This is a genomic window from Acidovorax sp. sif0632 (assembly GCF_019218805.1).
GTDB classification, from domain to species: Bacteria; Pseudomonadota; Gammaproteobacteria; order Burkholderiales; family Burkholderiaceae_C; genus Acidovorax; species Acidovorax facilis.
On sequence record NZ_JAHUWW010000006.1, the window covers coordinates 61,106 to 77,623 of the forward strand.

Genomic DNA, 16,518 nt, shown 5'->3' on the forward strand with positions numbered 1-16,518 from the left:
GAATATCAATATTCATAGCGTGAAATCGTTGCTGGATAAGCGGTAGGGCCTGTTTTTTCCAAATGTTTCTGTGGCACCCTGGCTCTGGGGTCTGGGCATGCTGCCAAGGGCCCGTGGTCATCGGGCGGCGCGGTATCATTCCGCCCTTGCTGCGGCCTGCGTGTTCCGGCCCGGAACGTCCGTCTGGCGCCACTTTTTGCACCCCAGCCTTCTTCCTCTTTTTGCCCGCCCCCTGACCCGTGCGTCTCACCTCGATCAAGCTTTCCGGTTTCAAGTCGTTCGCTGAACCCACCAACTTCATGCTGCCCGGGCAACTGGTCGGCGTGGTGGGCCCGAACGGCTGCGGCAAGTCCAACATCATGGATGCGGTGCGCTGGGTGCTGGGCGAGAGCAAGGCCAGCGAGCTGCGTGGCGAGTCCATGCAGGACGTGATCTTCAGCGGTACCACCACCCGCAAACAGGCCAGCCGCGCCAGCGTGGAGCTGGTGTTCGACAACTCCGACCACCGTGCAGGCGGCCAGTGGGGCCAGTACGGCGAAGTGGCCGTGCGCCGCGTGCTCACGCGCGACGGCACCAGCAGCTACTACCTCAACAACCAGCCCGTGCGCCGCCGCGACGTGCAGGACGTGTTCCTGGGCACCGGCCTCGGGCCCCGCGCCTACGCCATCATCGGCCAGGGCACCATCAGCCGCATCATCGAAAGCCGCCCTGAGGAGTTGCGCCTGTTCCTCGAAGAGGCTGCGGGCGTCTCCAAATACAAGGAGCGCCGCCGCGAGACCGAAAACCGCCTGTCGGACACGCGCGAGAACCTCACGCGGGTCGAAGACATCCTGCGCGAGCTGAATGCCAACCTCGAAAAGCTCGAAAAACAGGCCGAGGTGGCCGCCAAGTACAACACCCTGCAGGCCGACGCTACGCTCAAGCAGCACCAGCTGTGGTTTTTGAAGCGGGCCGAAGCTGAGGAGCAGCAGAACAAGGTGCGCCTGGACGGCCTGCAAGCCGTGAACGACCTGGAATCGCGCATGGCCGATCTGCGCGCGGTGGAGTCTGACCTCGAAACCATCCGCCAGGCCCACTACGCCGCTGGCGACCAGGTGAACCAGGCCCAGGGCAAGCTTTATGAAGCCACGGCCGAAGTCGGCAAGCTTGAAGCCGAGATCCGCTACGTGATAGAAGGCCGCCAGCGCGTGGAGCAGCGCCTGGTCACGCTGGCAGAGCAGATCGCCCAATGGCAGGCCCGCAAGGAAGAGGCCGACGTGGAGCTCGAAAACCTGGCCGGTGCCGGTGTGGACGCCGAAGAACGCGCCGAGATGCTGGCCGCCCAGGTGGAAGAGCAGGCCATGCAGCTGCCCGACCTGGAAGAGGCCCTGCGCCTGGCGCAAAGCCGCACGGCCGAGCAACGGACTGCCGTGGTGCAGGTCCAACAGCAGATTGGCGTGCTCGCTGCCGAGCAGCGCAGCTTTGACGAACAAAGCCGCCAGCTTGACGCCCGCTTCGAGCGCCTGCGCACCGACCGCAACGCACTGGCCGCCCCCGACGAAGCCCGTCTGACCAACCTGCGCGAACAGCTCGAAGAAGCGCAAGAGATCGCAGAAACCACCGCAGCCCGCCTGCACGAGCTGCAGGAGTCCGTGCCCCAGCTCGACGACGACCGCCGCGCGCGCCAGCAGGCCGTCAACAGCGAGAGCGCGCGCCAGGCCGAGCTGTCGGCCCGCATGGAGGCGCTCAAGGCGCTGCAGGAAAAGGTCAAGACCGACGGCAAGCTGCGCCCCTGGCTTGCCAAACATGGCCTTGATGGCTTGCAAGGCCTGTGGAGCCGTATCCACATCGAACCCGGCTGGGAAAACGCGCTGGAAGCCGCCTTGCGCGAACGGCTGGCCGCCTTGGAAGTAGGGCGCCTGGACATGGTGCGCGGCTTCCTCGGCTCCGGCGGCAACGATGCGCCGCCCGCGCGCCTGGCCTTCTACAGTGCCCCCGCTGCGGGCCACCCCGAAACATCGTCCCCCCACGCCCGCCTGTCAGACCTGCTGCGCCTGAACGATGCGGGCCTGCGGGCCGTGTTAGTGGACTGGCTGCAAGGCTGCTACACCGCGCCCACGCTGGACGACGCTTTGGCCCGCCGCAGCACGCTGCAGCCCGGCGAAGTGGTGTTTGTGCCCACGGGCCATGCCGTCAGCGCCCACAGTGTGAGCTTTTATGCACAGGACTCCGAGCAGTCGGGCATGTTGGCCCGCGCGCAGGAGATCGAGCACCTCGAAAAAGAGCTGCGCGCGCAGGCCCTGATCGCCGAAGAATCGCGCACGGCCCTGGTCCGCGCGGAGGCTGCGTATGCCGATGCTTCCCAGCGCCTCGTGGCCGCACGCCGCGAAGCCACCGAAACACAAAGCCGTGCCCACGAGCTGCAGGTCGAGACCCTGCGCCTCACGCAGCTGGCCGAGCAGACCCGTGCGCGCAGCCAGCAAATCGACGGCGATCTGGCCGAGGTGGAAGCCCAGCTGGCCGACCTGCAGGAGCGCCGCGTTGCCGCCGAAGCGCGCTTTGAAGAGCTCGACATGCAGCTGGCCGACAGCCAGGAGCGCGAGGCCCAATTGGGCGACAAGGTCATCGAAGCCGAGCGCAAGCTGACCGCTTGCCGTGAACAGCAGCGCACGCTGGAGCGCCAGGCGCAAGAGGCCACCTTCTCGCAACGCAGCCTGGAGGCGCGCCGCGCCGAACTCAACCGCTCCATCGAAACTGCCACCCAGCAGGCCAAGGCCCTGGCCGACGAAGAGCAGCGCGCGCGCGATGAGCTTGCCCGCCTGTCCGACGCCGCCGCGCAAGGCGGCCTGCAGGCCGCGCTGGAGCTGAAGATGGAGCGCGAAAAGGCCCTTGGTGCCCAGCGCAGCGAATACGACGACCTGACCACCAAGCTGCGCGCCAGCGACGAGCGCCGCATGCAGCTCGAACGCGCGCTCGACCCGCTGCGCGCGCGCATCACCGAGTTCCAGCTCAAGGAACAGGCCGCGCGCCTGGGCCTGGAGCAGTACACCACCCTGCTGGCCGACGCCCAGGCCGACCTCGAAGCCGTGGCCCAGTCGATCACCGACGGCAATGTGCGCATGGGCGGCCTGCAAGGCGAAATCGACCGCCTGCACCGCGAGATCGCGGCCCTGGGCGCGGTCAACTTGGCTGCGTTGGATGAACTGAAGCTGGCCAGCGAACGCAAGATCTTCCTCGATGCGCAGACCGCCGACCTGACCGAGGCCATGAACACGCTGGAAGACGCGATCCGCAAAATCGACGGCGAAACGCGCCAGTTGCTCTCTGGCACGTTCGACACCGTGAACGCGCACTTTGGCCGCATGTTCCCCGAGCTGTTCGGCGGTGGCCAGGCCAAGCTCATCATCACGGGCGACGAAATCCTCGACTCCGGCGTGCAGGTGATGGCGCAGCCGCCCGGCAAGAAGAACCAGACCATTCACCTGCTGTCGGGGGGCGAAAAGGCCCTCACGGCCATCGCGCTGGTGTTTGCCATCTTCCAGCTCAACCCCGCGCCGTTCTGCCTGCTGGACGAGGTGGACGCGCCGCTGGACGACGCCAACACCGAGCGTTATGCCAAGCTCGTGTCCAGCATGAGCAAGGGCACGCAGTTTTTGTTCATCAGCCACAACAAGATCGCGATGGAAATGGCCGAACAACTGATCGGCGTGACCATGCAGGAGCAGGGTGTGTCGCGCATCGTGGCGGTGGACATGGAGTCCGCGCTTTCGATGGCCGACGCCTGAAAAACTCACATTCTCTGAACCCATGAGCACATTGCAACTGAGTCTGGCCATCATTGGCGGTCTGGTGCTGGCCCTCATCGTGGCCTACAACACCTGGACCTCGCGCCGCAATGCGCCCAAGCGCGCGCTGCCGCAAGAGCCCGTGGATCCCGCCGGTGAGCCGGTCCAGCGCCAGGAGCCTGGCTTCGATGCGGGGGCTGCCGTGGCCGTACCGCCGGGTGAGTTTCACGGCCTCGACCGGGGCCCCGACCCCTCGGAGCATGCGGTCGATGCCGATGAGGCCCTGCAGCTGCCCGTGCCACCGTTTTCGCTGGAGCGCCGCCCCGGGCTCGATCCGCTCATCGATGTCATTGCATCGCTGCAGCCCGAGCATGTGGTGTCGGGCGATGCTGCTCTGGCCGCGCTGCCGCCGACCCGCCGCGCAGGCAGCAAGCCGTTCGCCATCGAAGGCCTCAACGAAGCGAACCAGCAGTGGGAAACCCCTGCACCGGGCCAGCGCTACCAGAGCTTCCAGGCCGGTGTGCAGCTGGCCAACCGCATGGGCGCGCTCAACGAGATCGAGTTTTCCGAGTTCGTCGTCAAGGCCCAGGCGTTTGCCGACGCTATCAATGCCGCCCCCGACTTCCCCGACATGCTGCAGGAAGTGGCCCGCGCCCGCGAGCTGGACCAGTTCGCCAGCGACCACGACGCCCAGCTCATGTTCATGCTGCGCGCCCGCCAGGCCGCCTGGAGCCCCGGCTACGTGCAGCAGAACGCCGCCCGCTTGGGCTTTGTGCCCGGAGCCATGCCCGGCCGCCTGGTGCTGCCTGCCAGCGCACAGGGCTTGCCGCCCCTGCTCACGCTGGGCTACGACACCCAGGCTGCGCTGGCCGAAGACCCCGACCAGTCCGCCATCCGCGACATCACTCTGAGCCTGGACGTGGCGCAAGTTCACCGTACCGAACAACCCTTTGCGCGCCTGCGCGACGTAGGGGCCGCGCTGTGCGACGCGATGGATGGGGTGCTCTGCGACCAGAACGGCCAGCCGCTGCCCGCGATGGCCATGGATCCGATTGCTGCGGACCTGGAGCTGCTGTATGACCAGCTCGATGGACGGGATCTGTCGGCCGGGTCGGTGCTGGCGCGACGACTTTTCAGCTAGTGCAGCGCATGAGTGCAATGCAGGTCCGTCTGGCAACCGAAGCTGACCACGGCGCCGTCAAAGCTCTGTACAGAGAACTGCGGCCTCAGGACCCCGAGGTGGACAGTGATGCGTCCTTGGCGCATTTTCGTGTTGTGTTGCAGTCTCCGCAGGCGCGCCTCGTCGTTGCGCTTTGCGAAGGCGAAGTCGGTGCCACCTGCATGCTGGCTTCGATCCCCAATTTCGCGAGTGCAGGAATGCCCATCGGTGTCATTGAGCACGTGATTACGGGCGAGCGCTTTCGTCGCCGGGGGCTGGCACTTGCTGCTCTGGAGTTCGCTCTGGATGCAGCTTGGACAATGAATTGCTGCAAGGTATTTCTTCTCTCGGGTGCTCAACGCAAGCAAGCGCACCGACTCTATGAATCTGCCGGCTTTGTTGGCAACCAGGAATTGGGCTTCGTCCAGAAGAACCCCAGGGCGGTCCGCCATGACTGAGCAATCTGATCTTTTTTCGGCTCCAGCGCCCGCAGATCAAGCGCAACCAGCTATCAAAATCAAAGCACTGCGCGACCAGCTCAACCACTGGGCGCACCAGTACTACGTGCTGGACGAACCCACGGTGCCCGATGCCGAATACGACCGTGTGTTCCGCGAGTTGCAGGCGCTGGAGGCCGCGCACCCCGACCTCGTCACCCCCGAATCGCCCACGCAGCGCGTGATTGGTGCGGTGATGGAGGGCTTGGCATCGGTGCGCCACGCGGTGCCCATGCTCAGCATCCACACCGAAACCGACACCGAGGCCACCGGCGCGCAGGCGTTTGATGCCCGCGTGCGGCGCGAGCTGGGCCTGTCGGAATCGGACCCTGCCATCGAATACGTGGCCGAGCCCAAGTTTGACGGCCTGGCCATGAGCCTGCGCTATGAAAACGGCCGCCTGGTGCAGGCCGCTACGCGCGGTGATGGCGAGGTGGGCGAGGACGTGACGCACAACATCCGCACGATCCGGCAGATACCCCTCACGCTGCCTGGCGGTGTACCGCCGCTGCTCGAAGTACGTGGCGAGGTCTACATGCGCCGTGCAGACTTTGATGCTCTCAACGAGCGCCAGCGTGAGCAGGGCGGTAAGACCTTTGTGAACCCACGCAACGCCGCAGCGGGTGCGGTGCGCCAGCTCGACTCCGGCATCACCGCCCAGCGCCCCTTGAGCTTTTTTGCCTATGGCCTGGGCGCCATCACGCCGCCCGGCGATGGCGGGCCGGTGTTCCGCACGCACTACGAGATGCTGCAGACGCTGAAGTCCTGGGGTTTTCCAGTTGCAGCGCAGGTGCAGATTGCGGTAGGTGCTACTGAATTGGTAGCATTTCACCAGCAGGTGGGAGCCAGCCGCGATGCGCTGCCGTACGACATCGACGGTGTGGTCTACAAGGTCAATTCCCTGCAGTTGCAGCGCGACCTGGGCTTCAAGACCCGCGAGCCGCGCTGGGCCGTGGCGCACAAGTACCCGGCCCAGGAGATGGCCACCAAGATCGAAGGCATCGACGTACAGGTAGGCCGCACTGGCAAGATCACGCCGGTCGCACGCCTGGCGCCAGTGTTTGTGGGCGGTGTCACCGTCACCAATGCAACGCTGCACAACCTGTTCGAGATTCGCAAGAAGGGCGTGCGCGTGGGCGACACCGTCATCGTGCGCCGCGCGGGCGATGTGATTCCCGAGGTGGTGGGCGTGATGCCGGGCAAGCGCACGGGGTATGTGCCCAACTTCCGCATGCCCACAGCCTGCCCCGTGTGCGGTAGCGATGTGGTCCGCGAAAAGGGCGAAGCCAACCACCGCTGCACGGGTGGCCTGTTCTGCGCCGCACAGCGCAAGGAGGCCATCCTGCACTTCGCCGCGCGCCGCGCCATGGACATCGAAGGCCTGGGCGACAAGCTGGTGGACCAGCTGGTGGACGCCAACGTGATCCGTACGCTGCCCGACCTGTACCGGCTGGGCCTCACGTCGCTCATCGCGCTGGAGCGCGTGGCCGAGAAGTCGGCCCAGAACGTGCTGGCTGCGCTCGAAAAATCCAAGCAGACCACCTTGCCGCGCTTCCTGTTCGGTCTGGGGCTGCGCCATGTGGGCGAGGCCACGGCCAAGGACCTCGCTCGGCACTTTGGCACGCTGGACGCCATCATGGATGCGAGCGTGGAGCAGTTGCTGGAGGTGAACGATGTGGGCCCCGTGGTGGCACAGAGCCTGCACACCTTCTTCCAGCAGCCGCACAACCGTGAGGTGGTCGAGCAACTGCGCGCCTGCGGCGTGACCTGGCCCGAAGGCCCGGTGGCCGAGCGTGCCCCGCAGATCCTGGCGGGCAAGACGGTGGTGCTGACCGGCACCTTGCCCACGCTCAGCCGTGATGTCGCCAAGGACATGCTGGAAGCCGCTGGTGCCAAGGTGGCCGGTTCGGTCAGCAAGAAGACCAGCTATGTGGTGGCGGGCGCCGAGGCCGGCAGCAAATTGGCCAAGGCCGAAGAGCTTGGCGTGCCCGTGCTGGACGAAGCCGGCATGCTGGCCCTGCTGTCGGGCACAGGCGCCTGAAGCAATCTCCCCTTTCTCTGAGTTTTTGATGCGCACATTGCTGCTTTCCTTTCAGGCCCGCGCGGCGGCCCTGTTCCGCTGGCTGGCCGGCCTGTTCGCCTGGATACCCCGCCCGCTGCGCCGCGCGCTGATGTGGGGAGCCCTGGCCGTGCCTGCCGCCGTGCTGGTCTACACGCTGGTGCTGATCCCGTTCACCCCCTCCATCAGCGACATCCGCAAGGCAAAAAGCGAGCTGCCCGCGCAGCTCATGTCGGTGGACGGCAAGCTGCTGGCCGAATACCGCTGGGCCAACCGCGAATGGGTGGAGCTGAGCCAGATATCGCCCAACGTGGTGAACGCCCTCATCGCCACCGAAGACCACCGTTTTTACGACCACTTTGGTCTGGACTGGCGGCGCACGGCATCGTCGGTGGTGCACACGCTGCGCGGGGACCCTCAGGGTGGCTCCACCATCACGCAGCAGCTGGCACGCAACCTGTTTCCGGAGGAGATCGGGCGCTCGCGCGTGTTCCCACAGGCCCTCACGCGCAAGCTCAAGGAGGCGATCACCGCGCTCAAGATCGAGGCGTCGTACACCAAGGACGAGATCCTGGAGACTTACCTCAACACCGTGCCGTTCCTCTACAACGCCTACGGTATCGAGATGGCCGCACGCACGTATTTCGACAAGTCGGCCGACAAGCTCAACGTGCTGGAAAGCGCCACGCTGATCGGCATGCTCAAGGGCACGGCCTACTACAACCCCGTGCTCAACCCCGAGCGTGCCCAGGCACGGCGCAACACCGTGCTGTCGCAAATGGTCAAGCGCGGCAAGCTCGAAGAAAAGCAGCTGGAGGCCCTGCAAAAACGCCCGCTGCGCGTCAATTTCGAGCGTCAGACCGAGGTCATGGGCCCCGCGCCCCACTTTGCGATGCAGCTGCGCAAGCAGCTCATCGAGTGGGCCGACAGCCATGGCTACAACCTGTATGCCGATGGCCTGGTGATCCGCACCACCATCGACTCGCGCCTGCAGGCCATTGCCAACCAGGCCGTGGCGCGCCAGGGGCGCCAGCTGCAGGGCGTGGCCGACACCGCCTGGTCCCAGCGCAATGGCTGGGGCCCGAAGAGCGAGCTGGTACATACGCTGGTGCGCGAAAGCCCCGAATACCGCAACGCCGTGGACAAGGGCCAGACCCCGGAAGAGGCATTGCAGGCGCTGCTGGATGACACCGCCTTCCTGCAGAAACTGCGCGCCGAGAAGACACGTGTGCAGGCCGGGTTTCTGGCGCAGGACCCGGTCACCGGTCATGTGCTGGCGTGGGTGGGCAGCCGCGACTTTGCGCAAGACCCGTTCGACCATGTGCAGGCGGCGCGGCGCCAGCCTGGCTCCACGTTCAAGCCCTTTGTGTATGGCGCGGCGTTTGCCAGTGGCGCGTCGCCCAGCGATACGCTGATGGACGGGCCCGTAGAAATCCCCCTGGGCGGAGGCCGCGTGTGGCGCCCCACCGATGGCGGCCCGCCCAGCGACCAGCCCATGACCCTGGCCGATGGCCTGGCGTTTTCCAAGAACACCATCACCGCACAGGTCATGCAGCAGGTGGGCCCGGCCCGCGTGGCCGAGGTGGCCCGGGCCCTGGGGGTGCGCCAGTCGCCGCTGGAAGAGGTGCCATCTCTGGCGCTCGGCACCAGCCCGGTCACCCTGAAGGAAATGGTGACGGCCTACAGCTCCATCGCCAATCTGGGCCGCTATGTGGAGCCCGTGCTGATTACCCGCATCGAGGACCGCCACGGCAAGGTGCTGGAGACTTTTGCGCCGTCTGCCCCTGAAACGGTTTTCGAGCCACGCGCCGCGCAGACCTTGCGCAATACCATGCGCGGCGCCATCGACCGGGGCACGGCCACCGCAATCCGCACCCGCTATGGCATCCAGGCCGATGTGGCGGGCAAGACCGGCACCACGCAGGACAACACCGACGGCTGGTTCATCCTCATGCACGCGCGCGTTGTGGCGGGTGCCTGGGCGGGTTTCAACGACGGCCGCATCACGCTGCGCAGCGATGCGTGGGGGCAGGGGGCGCGCAGCGCGTTGCCCATGGTGGGCGAGTTCATGCAGCAGGCCATTCGCACCAGGGCGATCAACGGGAATGACCGCTTTGTAGACGAGTTTGTGGATACCCCCCCGCCACCGGCGGATGGATCACTGGGCGCGATGCGGGAATGGATCCGGGGCCTGTTCGGAGGGGATGCGCAATCCCCCTCTGCACCGGCCCCCTGGCCCGGAACTCCGCCACGGCCCAGCGGTGATGGGCTGCCACCGGTCACCACGGACCCTGCTGGTTCGTCCCGGCCGCCTGTGCCAGCCGAGGAGCGGGTGGGCGGGTAGGTGCGAAGCGGCGGGGTGGGCCTGCGCACCCCAAGCCACCGAAGCGTTGCACAACGCTGCCAACTTTGACGTTGTAGGACGGCGTCGCCAGTCACTCCATGGTGCGGCTGGCGCCTGGCTTATGCGCGTAAACGAACAGACCTTTCATGGTGGGGCCCGCACATTGGCCCATGCAGTCGTTGTTGGACTGCATGCAACGCCAAAGGACTCACCATGAAAACGATTACCACCACCTTGCTTGTGCTGGCCGCCCTCACCCTCGGCGCCTGCACCGGCCCCATGGGCCCCCCGGGAGCGCAGGGCAATACCGGCAATACGGGATATACCGGCAAGACCGGTGACACCGGCTATACCGGAGCCACCGGAGCCACCGGAGCCACGGGCAACCAGGGAAACACGGGTTACACAGGGGCTACGGGCAGCATGGGGTCCACAGGGGCCACAGGCGGGCAGGGCAGCACGGGTGCTACCGGCATGCAAGGCGCCACGGGCTACCAGGGGGATACAGGTGCCACGGGTGCCAAGGGCAACACCGGCAACACTGGTAGCAAGGGCAACACCGGTAATACCGGAACCTCGGGCGATGGCAGTACCGTCATCGTCATACCCGCCAAGCCGTGACACGGCGCGCTCGGCGGCTGACGGCCCGCGACCGGCGATGCGTCGGACGGGCGGAGGTCAGACCACTGTGCCAGGCCACACAATGGCCTGCGCCACCATCACGTTCTGGCCGTTGAACGTGGCGGCGGGGGATCCGTACAACCGGTAGCCCAGTGCCAGCGCGTCGCTGACACGGCGGCAAAAGCTGGCGTCATCAGGGCCTGTGAGCAAGCGGTAGGCTGGCAGGCCATCGGGAGGTGTGCTGGCCGGGGCAGGGGACGTTGGGGTGGTAGTGGCAGTCATCCCACGGCCTATTCGATGTCAATGAAGTGCATACCCATGGCGCCCGCCTTGCGGTCGGCAAAGTAGCATTCCAGGGTTTCCTTCACGGTGCGGAAGGCCAGTTCGTCCCAGGGTACCTCGTCTTCGGCAAACAGGCGCGCCTCGATGGTCTCGTAGCCGGGGTTGAACTGGTCGCTCAGCAGCGTGGCGCGGTAAAACAGGTGTACCTGGCCCACACGGCGCACATTCAGCAGGCTGAACAGCGGGCCCATTTCAATCTGGGCGCCAGCCTCTTCGTCTGTTTCTCGCGCGGCGCCCTGGGCCGTGGTTTCGTCCAGCTCCATGAAGCCTGCGGGCAGGGTCCACTTGCCCCAGCGGGGTTCGATATTGCGCTTGCACAGCAGGATGCGGCCATCGGGCAGTGCGGGCACCGTGCCCACCACGTTGAGCGGGTTCTCGTAGTGCACCGTGTTGCAGACGGGGCACACCGCGCGCTGTTTGGTGTCGCCGTCGTCCGGCAGGCGGTAGACCACGGCGGTGCCACAGGCGCGGCAGTGTTTGATGGGGCTGCGGAAGGTCATCGGAGGATTTTTCGAATCAAATCGGCTGCCAGCGCTTGTTCTATAAGCGCAAGCAGCTATGAAAAGCATAGTGCAGGGGCTGTGCGTCCAGACTGGGGCCCCGCGGCGCCCAGGCCAGGGCGTTACACCACGCTCAAGCTCAGCGTGCCCAGGCCTTCGACACCACCCTCCAGCACATCGCCGCGCACCACGGCGCCCACGCCTTCGGGGGTACCGGTGTAGATCAGGTCGCCGGGCTGCAGCTCCCACGCGGCCGATAGGTGTTCGATGGTTTCGGCAATGTTCCAGATCAGCTGCGCCACACTGCTGCGCTGCTTGTCCGCTCCGTTGACCTGCAGCCAGATGGCCGCTTTGGCCACGTCGCCCGCCTGGGCGGCCGGGGTGATGGGGCCAATGGGCGCGCTGGCATCAAAGCCCTTGCCGATGCACCAGGGGCGGCCCTGTTTTTTCATGTCGTTTTGCAGGTCGCGGCGTGTCATGTCCAGGCCCACGGCATAGCCGTAGATGTGTGCCAATGCGTCGGCGGCCTTGATGTTTTTGCCACCCTTGCCGATGGCCACGACCAGTTCGATCTCGTGGTGCAGGTTGGCGGTGAGGCTGGGGTAGGGCAGCTGGCCCGTTTCGCCAGCGTTGACCACCACGATGGCATCGGCGGGCTTCATGAAGAAGAAGGGTGGCTCGCGGCCGGTGAAGCCCATTTCCTTGGCATGCTCTTCGTAGTTGCGGCCCACGCAATAAATGCGGTGCACGGGAAAGCGGTCGCCGCTGCCCACCACGGGCACGCTGGCCACGGGGGCGGGAGAAAACACGTAGCTCATGTCAGCCTCTCGAATTTCTGGGTTCAATGGAAATGAATGGTTGCCGGACGGCGCGGATGCCAGGGCAGGGACTGTGTCGCAAAAACCCCGGGGTGGACCCTGCGCGGCCTCGGTGTGGCAGTGTGCCATGGGCGGGGGCCGCCTGCTGGGGGGCGCTACACTCGCGCCCATGGCAAAGAGCTTCGATTTCCACAATACGCCAGGCCACCTGGTGCGCCGTGCCCACCAGCGAACCGTGGCGCTTTTCATGGAAGAGACTGCGGGGTTTGACGTGACGCCGGTGCAGTTCGCCATCCTGCACGAGCTGCTGGCACGGCCCGGTGAAGACCAGGTCACGCTGGCGTCCCGCGTGGCGTTCGACGCTGCCACATCGGGCTCGGTAATTGGGCGGCTCGAAAAACGCGGCTGGATCCGCCGCGAGCCCGACACCCGCGACCGCCGCCGCAAACTGCTGTGGATCACCCCCGAGGGCGAGGTGGCCGCGCTGCAGATGCGTGATGCCGCCCAGCGTGTGCAGGAGCGGCTGATGGCGCCACTCAACGCGCAGGAGCGCGTCGATCTGATGGCCATCCTGTCCAAGGTTGTCTACAACCACCAGGACCCGGCAGGGGCCTCGGGCGCCTGACGGACCCGGGCGGCCCCGAGGCTTGCCCATTCAGCGCCCGCAGTAGTGTGGGGCCCCACTGTCACGCTTTGAAACGTCCCCTTTCACAACGTATTTTCTGCATGCAGCTCTACAACTACTTCCGTTCCTCCGCCTCGTTCCGTGTGCGCATCGCGCTGCAGATTAAGGGCTTGCCTTACGACTACATCCCCGTGCACCTCGTCAAGGGTGAGCACCAGGCCCCCGCGTACGCGAGCCGCATCGGCGATGCGCTGGTACCCACCCTGGTGACCGATGACGGCGCGGCGCTGTCGCAGTCGATGGCCATCATCGAATACCTGGAGGAAACCCACCCTACGCCCGCGCTGCTGCCTGCCACGCCCCTGGCGCGGGCACACGTGCGTGCGCTGGCGCAGATGGTGGCGTGCGAAATCCATCCCATCAACAACCTGCGCGTCCTCAAGTACCTGGTGCGCGAGCTGAAGGTGGACGAGGGGGCCAAGAACGCGTGGTACCACCACTGGGTGCGCAGCGGGCTGGAGGCCTTTGAGCGCCAGCTGGCACTGTTGGCGCAAGAGCGCGAAACCCAGGGCCTGCCTCCCTCCGTGCTGTGCTGGGGTGACACCCCCACGCTGGCCGACTGCTGCCTGGTGCCGCAAATCTTCAACGGCCAGCGTTTCAACGTGGACCTCGGTGGCCTGCCACTCACGATGGGGGCATTCGAAGCCTGCATGGCGTTGCCCGCCTTCCAGAAGGCCCAGCCGTCCGCCTGCCCGGACCACGAAGCTTGACCCCGCACGAAGGCCCTCTGGCGGCGGCCGACTGCCTGGTGCCCGACTGGCCCGCGCCCGGGGGCGTGTTTGCACTGTGCACCACACGCACGGGGGGCGTGAGCCTGCCACCCTATGACAGCCTGAATCTGGGGACCCATGTGGGTGATGTCGCGGCCGCCGTGCACACCAACCGCATGCGGCTGCAATCCACGGTCGCTGCGGTGGCGAATGACACACGGGCGGTGTTTCTGAACCAAGTACACGGCGATGGCGTGGTGCACCTGGACAGCAGCACACCCGATGGCATCGACGCCGATGCCAGCGTGGCCACCGCGCGTGGTGTGGCCTGCACCATCATGGTGGCGGACTGCCTGCCGGTGCTGCTCGCACACCGCTCAGGCCGTGTGGTGGCGGCGGCACATGCAGGCTGGCGCGGGCTGGCCGGAGTGGGCGGGCAGGGTGTGCTGGAATCGGTTTTCAAGCGTTTTGAGGCCCTGGCGCTGGATGGCAAAGCGCTAAATGCTATCAAATTAGAAGCAAACGATCCTGCCCAAACGTTCGCCCAGGACACCCTGGTCTGGCTGGGTCCCTGTATTGGCCCGCAGGCCTTTGAAGTGGGGGCCGAGGTGCGCGCGGCATTTTGCGAGGCGAACCCGGCTTCAGAGGCGTGTTTTGTGCCCAGCGGCAGAGCCAAAGGCAAATACCTGTGCGACCTGGCTGGACTGGCTCGACTGCGGCTGCAGGCGCTGGGGATCACCCACATCCACGGCAACGATGGCACATCGCCTTGGTGCACCGTAACCAACGCGTCACGGTTCTTTTCGCACCGCCGCGACAGTGGGGCCCTCGGCGCTAGCGGGCGCTTCGCCGCCTGCATCTGGCGCAGCTGAGCCCGTGGCAGTGGCAGTGGCTGCGGCTGCGGCTTGCTCCGCATCGTAGGCCGCCTGCTCTGCGGCCTCGCGTGCCTTGATTGCCCGCTTGCGCGAAGGAGTGCCAAGGATGTACACCAGAATGCCCATGGGCAGCATGCCATACAGCGCAAAGGTGATCACGGCGCCGAGCACGGTGCCGTTGGGGCTGGTGGCTTCGGCCACCGCCATCATGAGGGTGACGTAGGTCCAGGCGATGACGATGAGGTACATTGGTTTGTGTTCAGTGCAAGCGTTGAATCCGTTGCCATGTGCAAAGGGCTCGGCAACAATGAACCCGAGAGATAAAAAACCAGAAGCTTTGCCGCTGCGAGCGACCAATCACTGAGGAAAGAGCATGAATTCTGAATCACCCTGGGCCGAGAGCGCCGAGCAGTTCCAGAAGATTTTCGGGCAAAGCTGGTCGCAGGCGCTGCAGTCGTTCCAGAAGCTGGACATGGGCACCCAGGTTCCTGCAGCACCACCCCTGAAATTTTCGCCCACCAAACTGCAGTCCCTGCAGCAGCAGTACCTGAAAGACGCGCAGGAACTCTGGGCCCAGGGCCTGCAGGGAACCCCCGAAGTCAAGGACCGCCGCTTCTCCGGCGAGGGCTGGGCGAGCAACCCCGTTGCTGCGTTCTCAGCCGCAGCCTACCTGCTCAATGCCCGCACCCTCATGGGGCTGGCCGACGCGGTGGAGGCCGACGAAAAGACCAAGGCACGCATCCGCTTTGGCGTGGAGCAGTGGATGGCTGCCATGGCACCCAGCAACTTCCTGGCCTTCAACGCCGAAGCGCAGAAAAAAGCCATCGAGACCAAGGGCGAGAGCATTGCCAAGGGCATGCAGAACCTGCTGCACGACATCACGCAGGGCCATGTGTCGATGACCGACGAAAGCCTGTTCGAGGTGGGGCGCAACGTGGCCACTACCGAAGGCGCGGTGGTGTACGAGAACGAACTGTTCCAGTTGCTCGAATACAAGCCGCTGACCGCCAAGGTGTACGAGCGGCCCTTCCTGCTCGTGCCGCCGTGCATCAACAAGTTCTACATCCTCGACCTGCAGCCCGAGAACTCTCTGATCCGCTACGCCGTGGAGCAAGGCCACCGGACCTTTGTGGTCAGCTGGCGCAACCCTGACGACAGCCTCGCCCACAAGACCTGGGACGATTATGTGGAAGATGGCGCCATGGCCGCCATCGACGTGGTGCAGAACATCACGGGCGCCGACCAGATCAACGCGCTGGGTTTTTGCGTGGGCGGCACCATCCTGAGCAATGCGCTGGCCGTGCTGGCCGCGCGCGGCGATGAGCCCGTGGCCAGCGCCACTTTCCTCACCACGCTGATCGACTTCACGGACACCGGCATCCTCGACGTTTTCATCGACGAGGCTTTCGTGAAGTTCCGCGAGATGCAGATGGGCAAGGGCGGCCTCATGAAGGGGCAGGACCTGGCCTCGACCTTCAGCTTTCTGCGCCCCAATGACCTCGTGTGGAACTACGTGGTGGGCAACTACCTCAAGGGCGAAACACCGCCCCCGTTCGACCTGCTGTACTGGAACAGCGACAGCACCAACCTGCCAGGCCCGTTTTACGCTTGGTACCTTCGCAATTTCTACCTTGAAAACAACCTCGTCCAACCGGGCAAGCTCACCGTGTGTGGCGAGAAGATGGATTTGGGCAACCTCGACCTGCCCGTCTACATCTATGGCTCGCGCGAAGACCACATCGTGCCCATCAACGCCGCCTATGCGTCCACCCAGGTGCTACCCGGCAAGAAGCGCTTTGTGATGGGTGCCTCGGGCCACATTGCGGGCGTCATCAACCCGCCCGCCAAAGGCAAGCGCAGCCACTGGATCCGCGCCGACGGCAAGCTGCCCGCCACGCTCGACCAATGGCTGGACGGCGCTACCGAGCACCCCGGCAGCTGGTGGACCGACTGGGCCGGCTGGATCAAAGGCCATGCAGGCAAGCAGATTGCAGCGCCCAAGAGCTATGGCAAGGGCACCAAGTTCAAGGCCATCGAGCCCGCACCTGGCAGCTACGTGAAGCAGAAAGCCTGATACGCAAAAGTCCTGACTTTCAGCACTGCGAGAATTACCAAGCAACCAACAACCTCCAACCACAAGGACA

The 16,518-nt window shown here is 65.5% G+C and carries 14 protein-coding genes; 10 read left to right on the forward strand and 4 right to left on the reverse strand.

The annotated features are described in order from the left end of the window. The first annotated feature begins 239 nt into the window (after positions 1-239). The 6 genes from smc to KW832_RS18420 all read left to right on the forward strand — a co-directional run bounded on the left by smc (position 240) and on the right by KW832_RS18420 (position 10,444). On the forward strand, positions 240-3,764 hold the full coding sequence (gene smc / locus KW832_RS18395) for a chromosome segregation protein SMC (protein ID WP_218301149.1): 3,525 nt from the start codon (positions 240-242) through the stop codon (positions 3,762-3,764). A gap of 22 nt (positions 3,765-3,786) precedes the next feature. Next, positions 3,787-4,905, forward strand: coding sequence for a cell division protein FtsZ (locus tag KW832_RS18400; RefSeq protein ID WP_218301148.1), 1,119 nt, complete (start codon positions 3,787-3,789; stop codon positions 4,903-4,905). 8 nt (positions 4,906-4,913) lie between these two features. Next, positions 4,914-5,381: a GNAT family N-acetyltransferase gene (locus KW832_RS18405; protein WP_082437413.1), complete on the forward strand. Its 468-nt coding sequence runs from the start codon at positions 4,914-4,916 to the stop codon at positions 5,379-5,381. Continuing rightward, positions 5,374-7,461, forward strand: a complete 2,088-nt coding sequence (ligA, locus tag KW832_RS18410; protein ID WP_218301147.1) for an NAD-dependent DNA ligase LigA — start codon at positions 5,374-5,376, stop codon at positions 7,459-7,461. Before KW832_RS18405 ends, ligA begins: the two co-directional genes overlap by 8 nt. A gap of 28 nt (positions 7,462-7,489) precedes the next feature. Then, positions 7,490-9,823, forward strand: a complete 2,334-nt coding sequence (locus KW832_RS18415) for a penicillin-binding protein 1A (protein WP_218301146.1) — start codon at positions 7,490-7,492, stop codon at positions 9,821-9,823. Between the two features lie 213 nt (positions 9,824-10,036). Then, complete coding sequence (locus KW832_RS18420; protein ID WP_218301145.1) at positions 10,037-10,444, forward strand: collagen-like protein; 408 nt, start codon at positions 10,037-10,039, stop codon at positions 10,442-10,444. Positions 10,445-10,501: 57 nt separating this feature from the next. Here the strand turns inward: KW832_RS18420 and KW832_RS18425 are convergent, their stop codons facing one another. From KW832_RS18425 to KW832_RS18435, 3 genes are all read right to left on the reverse strand, one after another. Next, the gene (locus KW832_RS18425; RefSeq protein ID WP_218301144.1) at positions 10,502-10,726 is read right to left on the reverse strand and encodes a DUF1737 domain-containing protein; all 225 of its coding nucleotides are present in this window, start codon (positions 10,724-10,726) and stop codon (positions 10,502-10,504) included. An 8-nt stretch (positions 10,727-10,734) separates the two neighbouring features. After that, positions 10,735-11,286: an NUDIX hydrolase gene (locus KW832_RS18430; protein ID WP_055397838.1), complete on the reverse strand. Its 552-nt coding sequence runs from the start codon at positions 11,284-11,286 to the stop codon at positions 10,735-10,737. Between the two features lie 122 nt (positions 11,287-11,408). Continuing rightward, complete coding sequence (locus KW832_RS18435; RefSeq protein WP_218301143.1) at positions 11,409-12,104, reverse strand: fumarylacetoacetate hydrolase family protein; 696 nt, start codon at positions 12,102-12,104, stop codon at positions 11,409-11,411. A 169-nt stretch (positions 12,105-12,273) separates the two neighbouring features. Here KW832_RS18435 and KW832_RS18440 point away from each other — a divergent pair, with 169 nt between their 5' ends. The 3 genes from KW832_RS18440 (at position 12,274) to pgeF (ending at position 14,371) form a co-directional block, all read left to right on the forward strand. After that, complete coding sequence (locus tag KW832_RS18440) at positions 12,274-12,729, forward strand: MarR family winged helix-turn-helix transcriptional regulator (RefSeq protein WP_055397946.1); 456 nt, start codon at positions 12,274-12,276, stop codon at positions 12,727-12,729. A 101-nt stretch (positions 12,730-12,830) separates the two neighbouring features. After that, positions 12,831-13,499 (forward strand): maleylacetoacetate isomerase, encoded by a 669-nt coding sequence (gene maiA, locus KW832_RS18445; RefSeq protein ID WP_218301142.1) that lies wholly within the window; start codon positions 12,831-12,833, stop codon positions 13,497-13,499. Further along, the gene (pgeF, locus tag KW832_RS18450) at positions 13,496-14,371 is read left to right on the forward strand and encodes a peptidoglycan editing factor PgeF (RefSeq protein ID WP_218301141.1); all 876 of its coding nucleotides are present in this window, start codon (positions 13,496-13,498) and stop codon (positions 14,369-14,371) included. Before maiA ends, pgeF begins: the two co-directional genes overlap by 4 nt. On the opposite strand, the gene KW832_RS18455 is transcribed toward pgeF, so the two are convergent. Continuing rightward, complete coding sequence (locus tag KW832_RS18455; protein ID WP_218301140.1) at positions 14,291-14,623, reverse strand: hypothetical protein; 333 nt, start codon at positions 14,621-14,623, stop codon at positions 14,291-14,293. The genes pgeF and KW832_RS18455 overlap by 81 nt on opposite strands. Before the next feature lie 124 nt (positions 14,624-14,747). Between KW832_RS18455 and KW832_RS18460 the strand changes: the two genes are divergently transcribed. Next, on the forward strand, positions 14,748-16,448 hold the full coding sequence (locus KW832_RS18460; protein WP_218301139.1) for an alpha/beta hydrolase: 1,701 nt from the start codon (positions 14,748-14,750) through the stop codon (positions 16,446-16,448). The last annotated feature ends 70 nt before the right edge of the window (positions 16,449-16,518 follow it).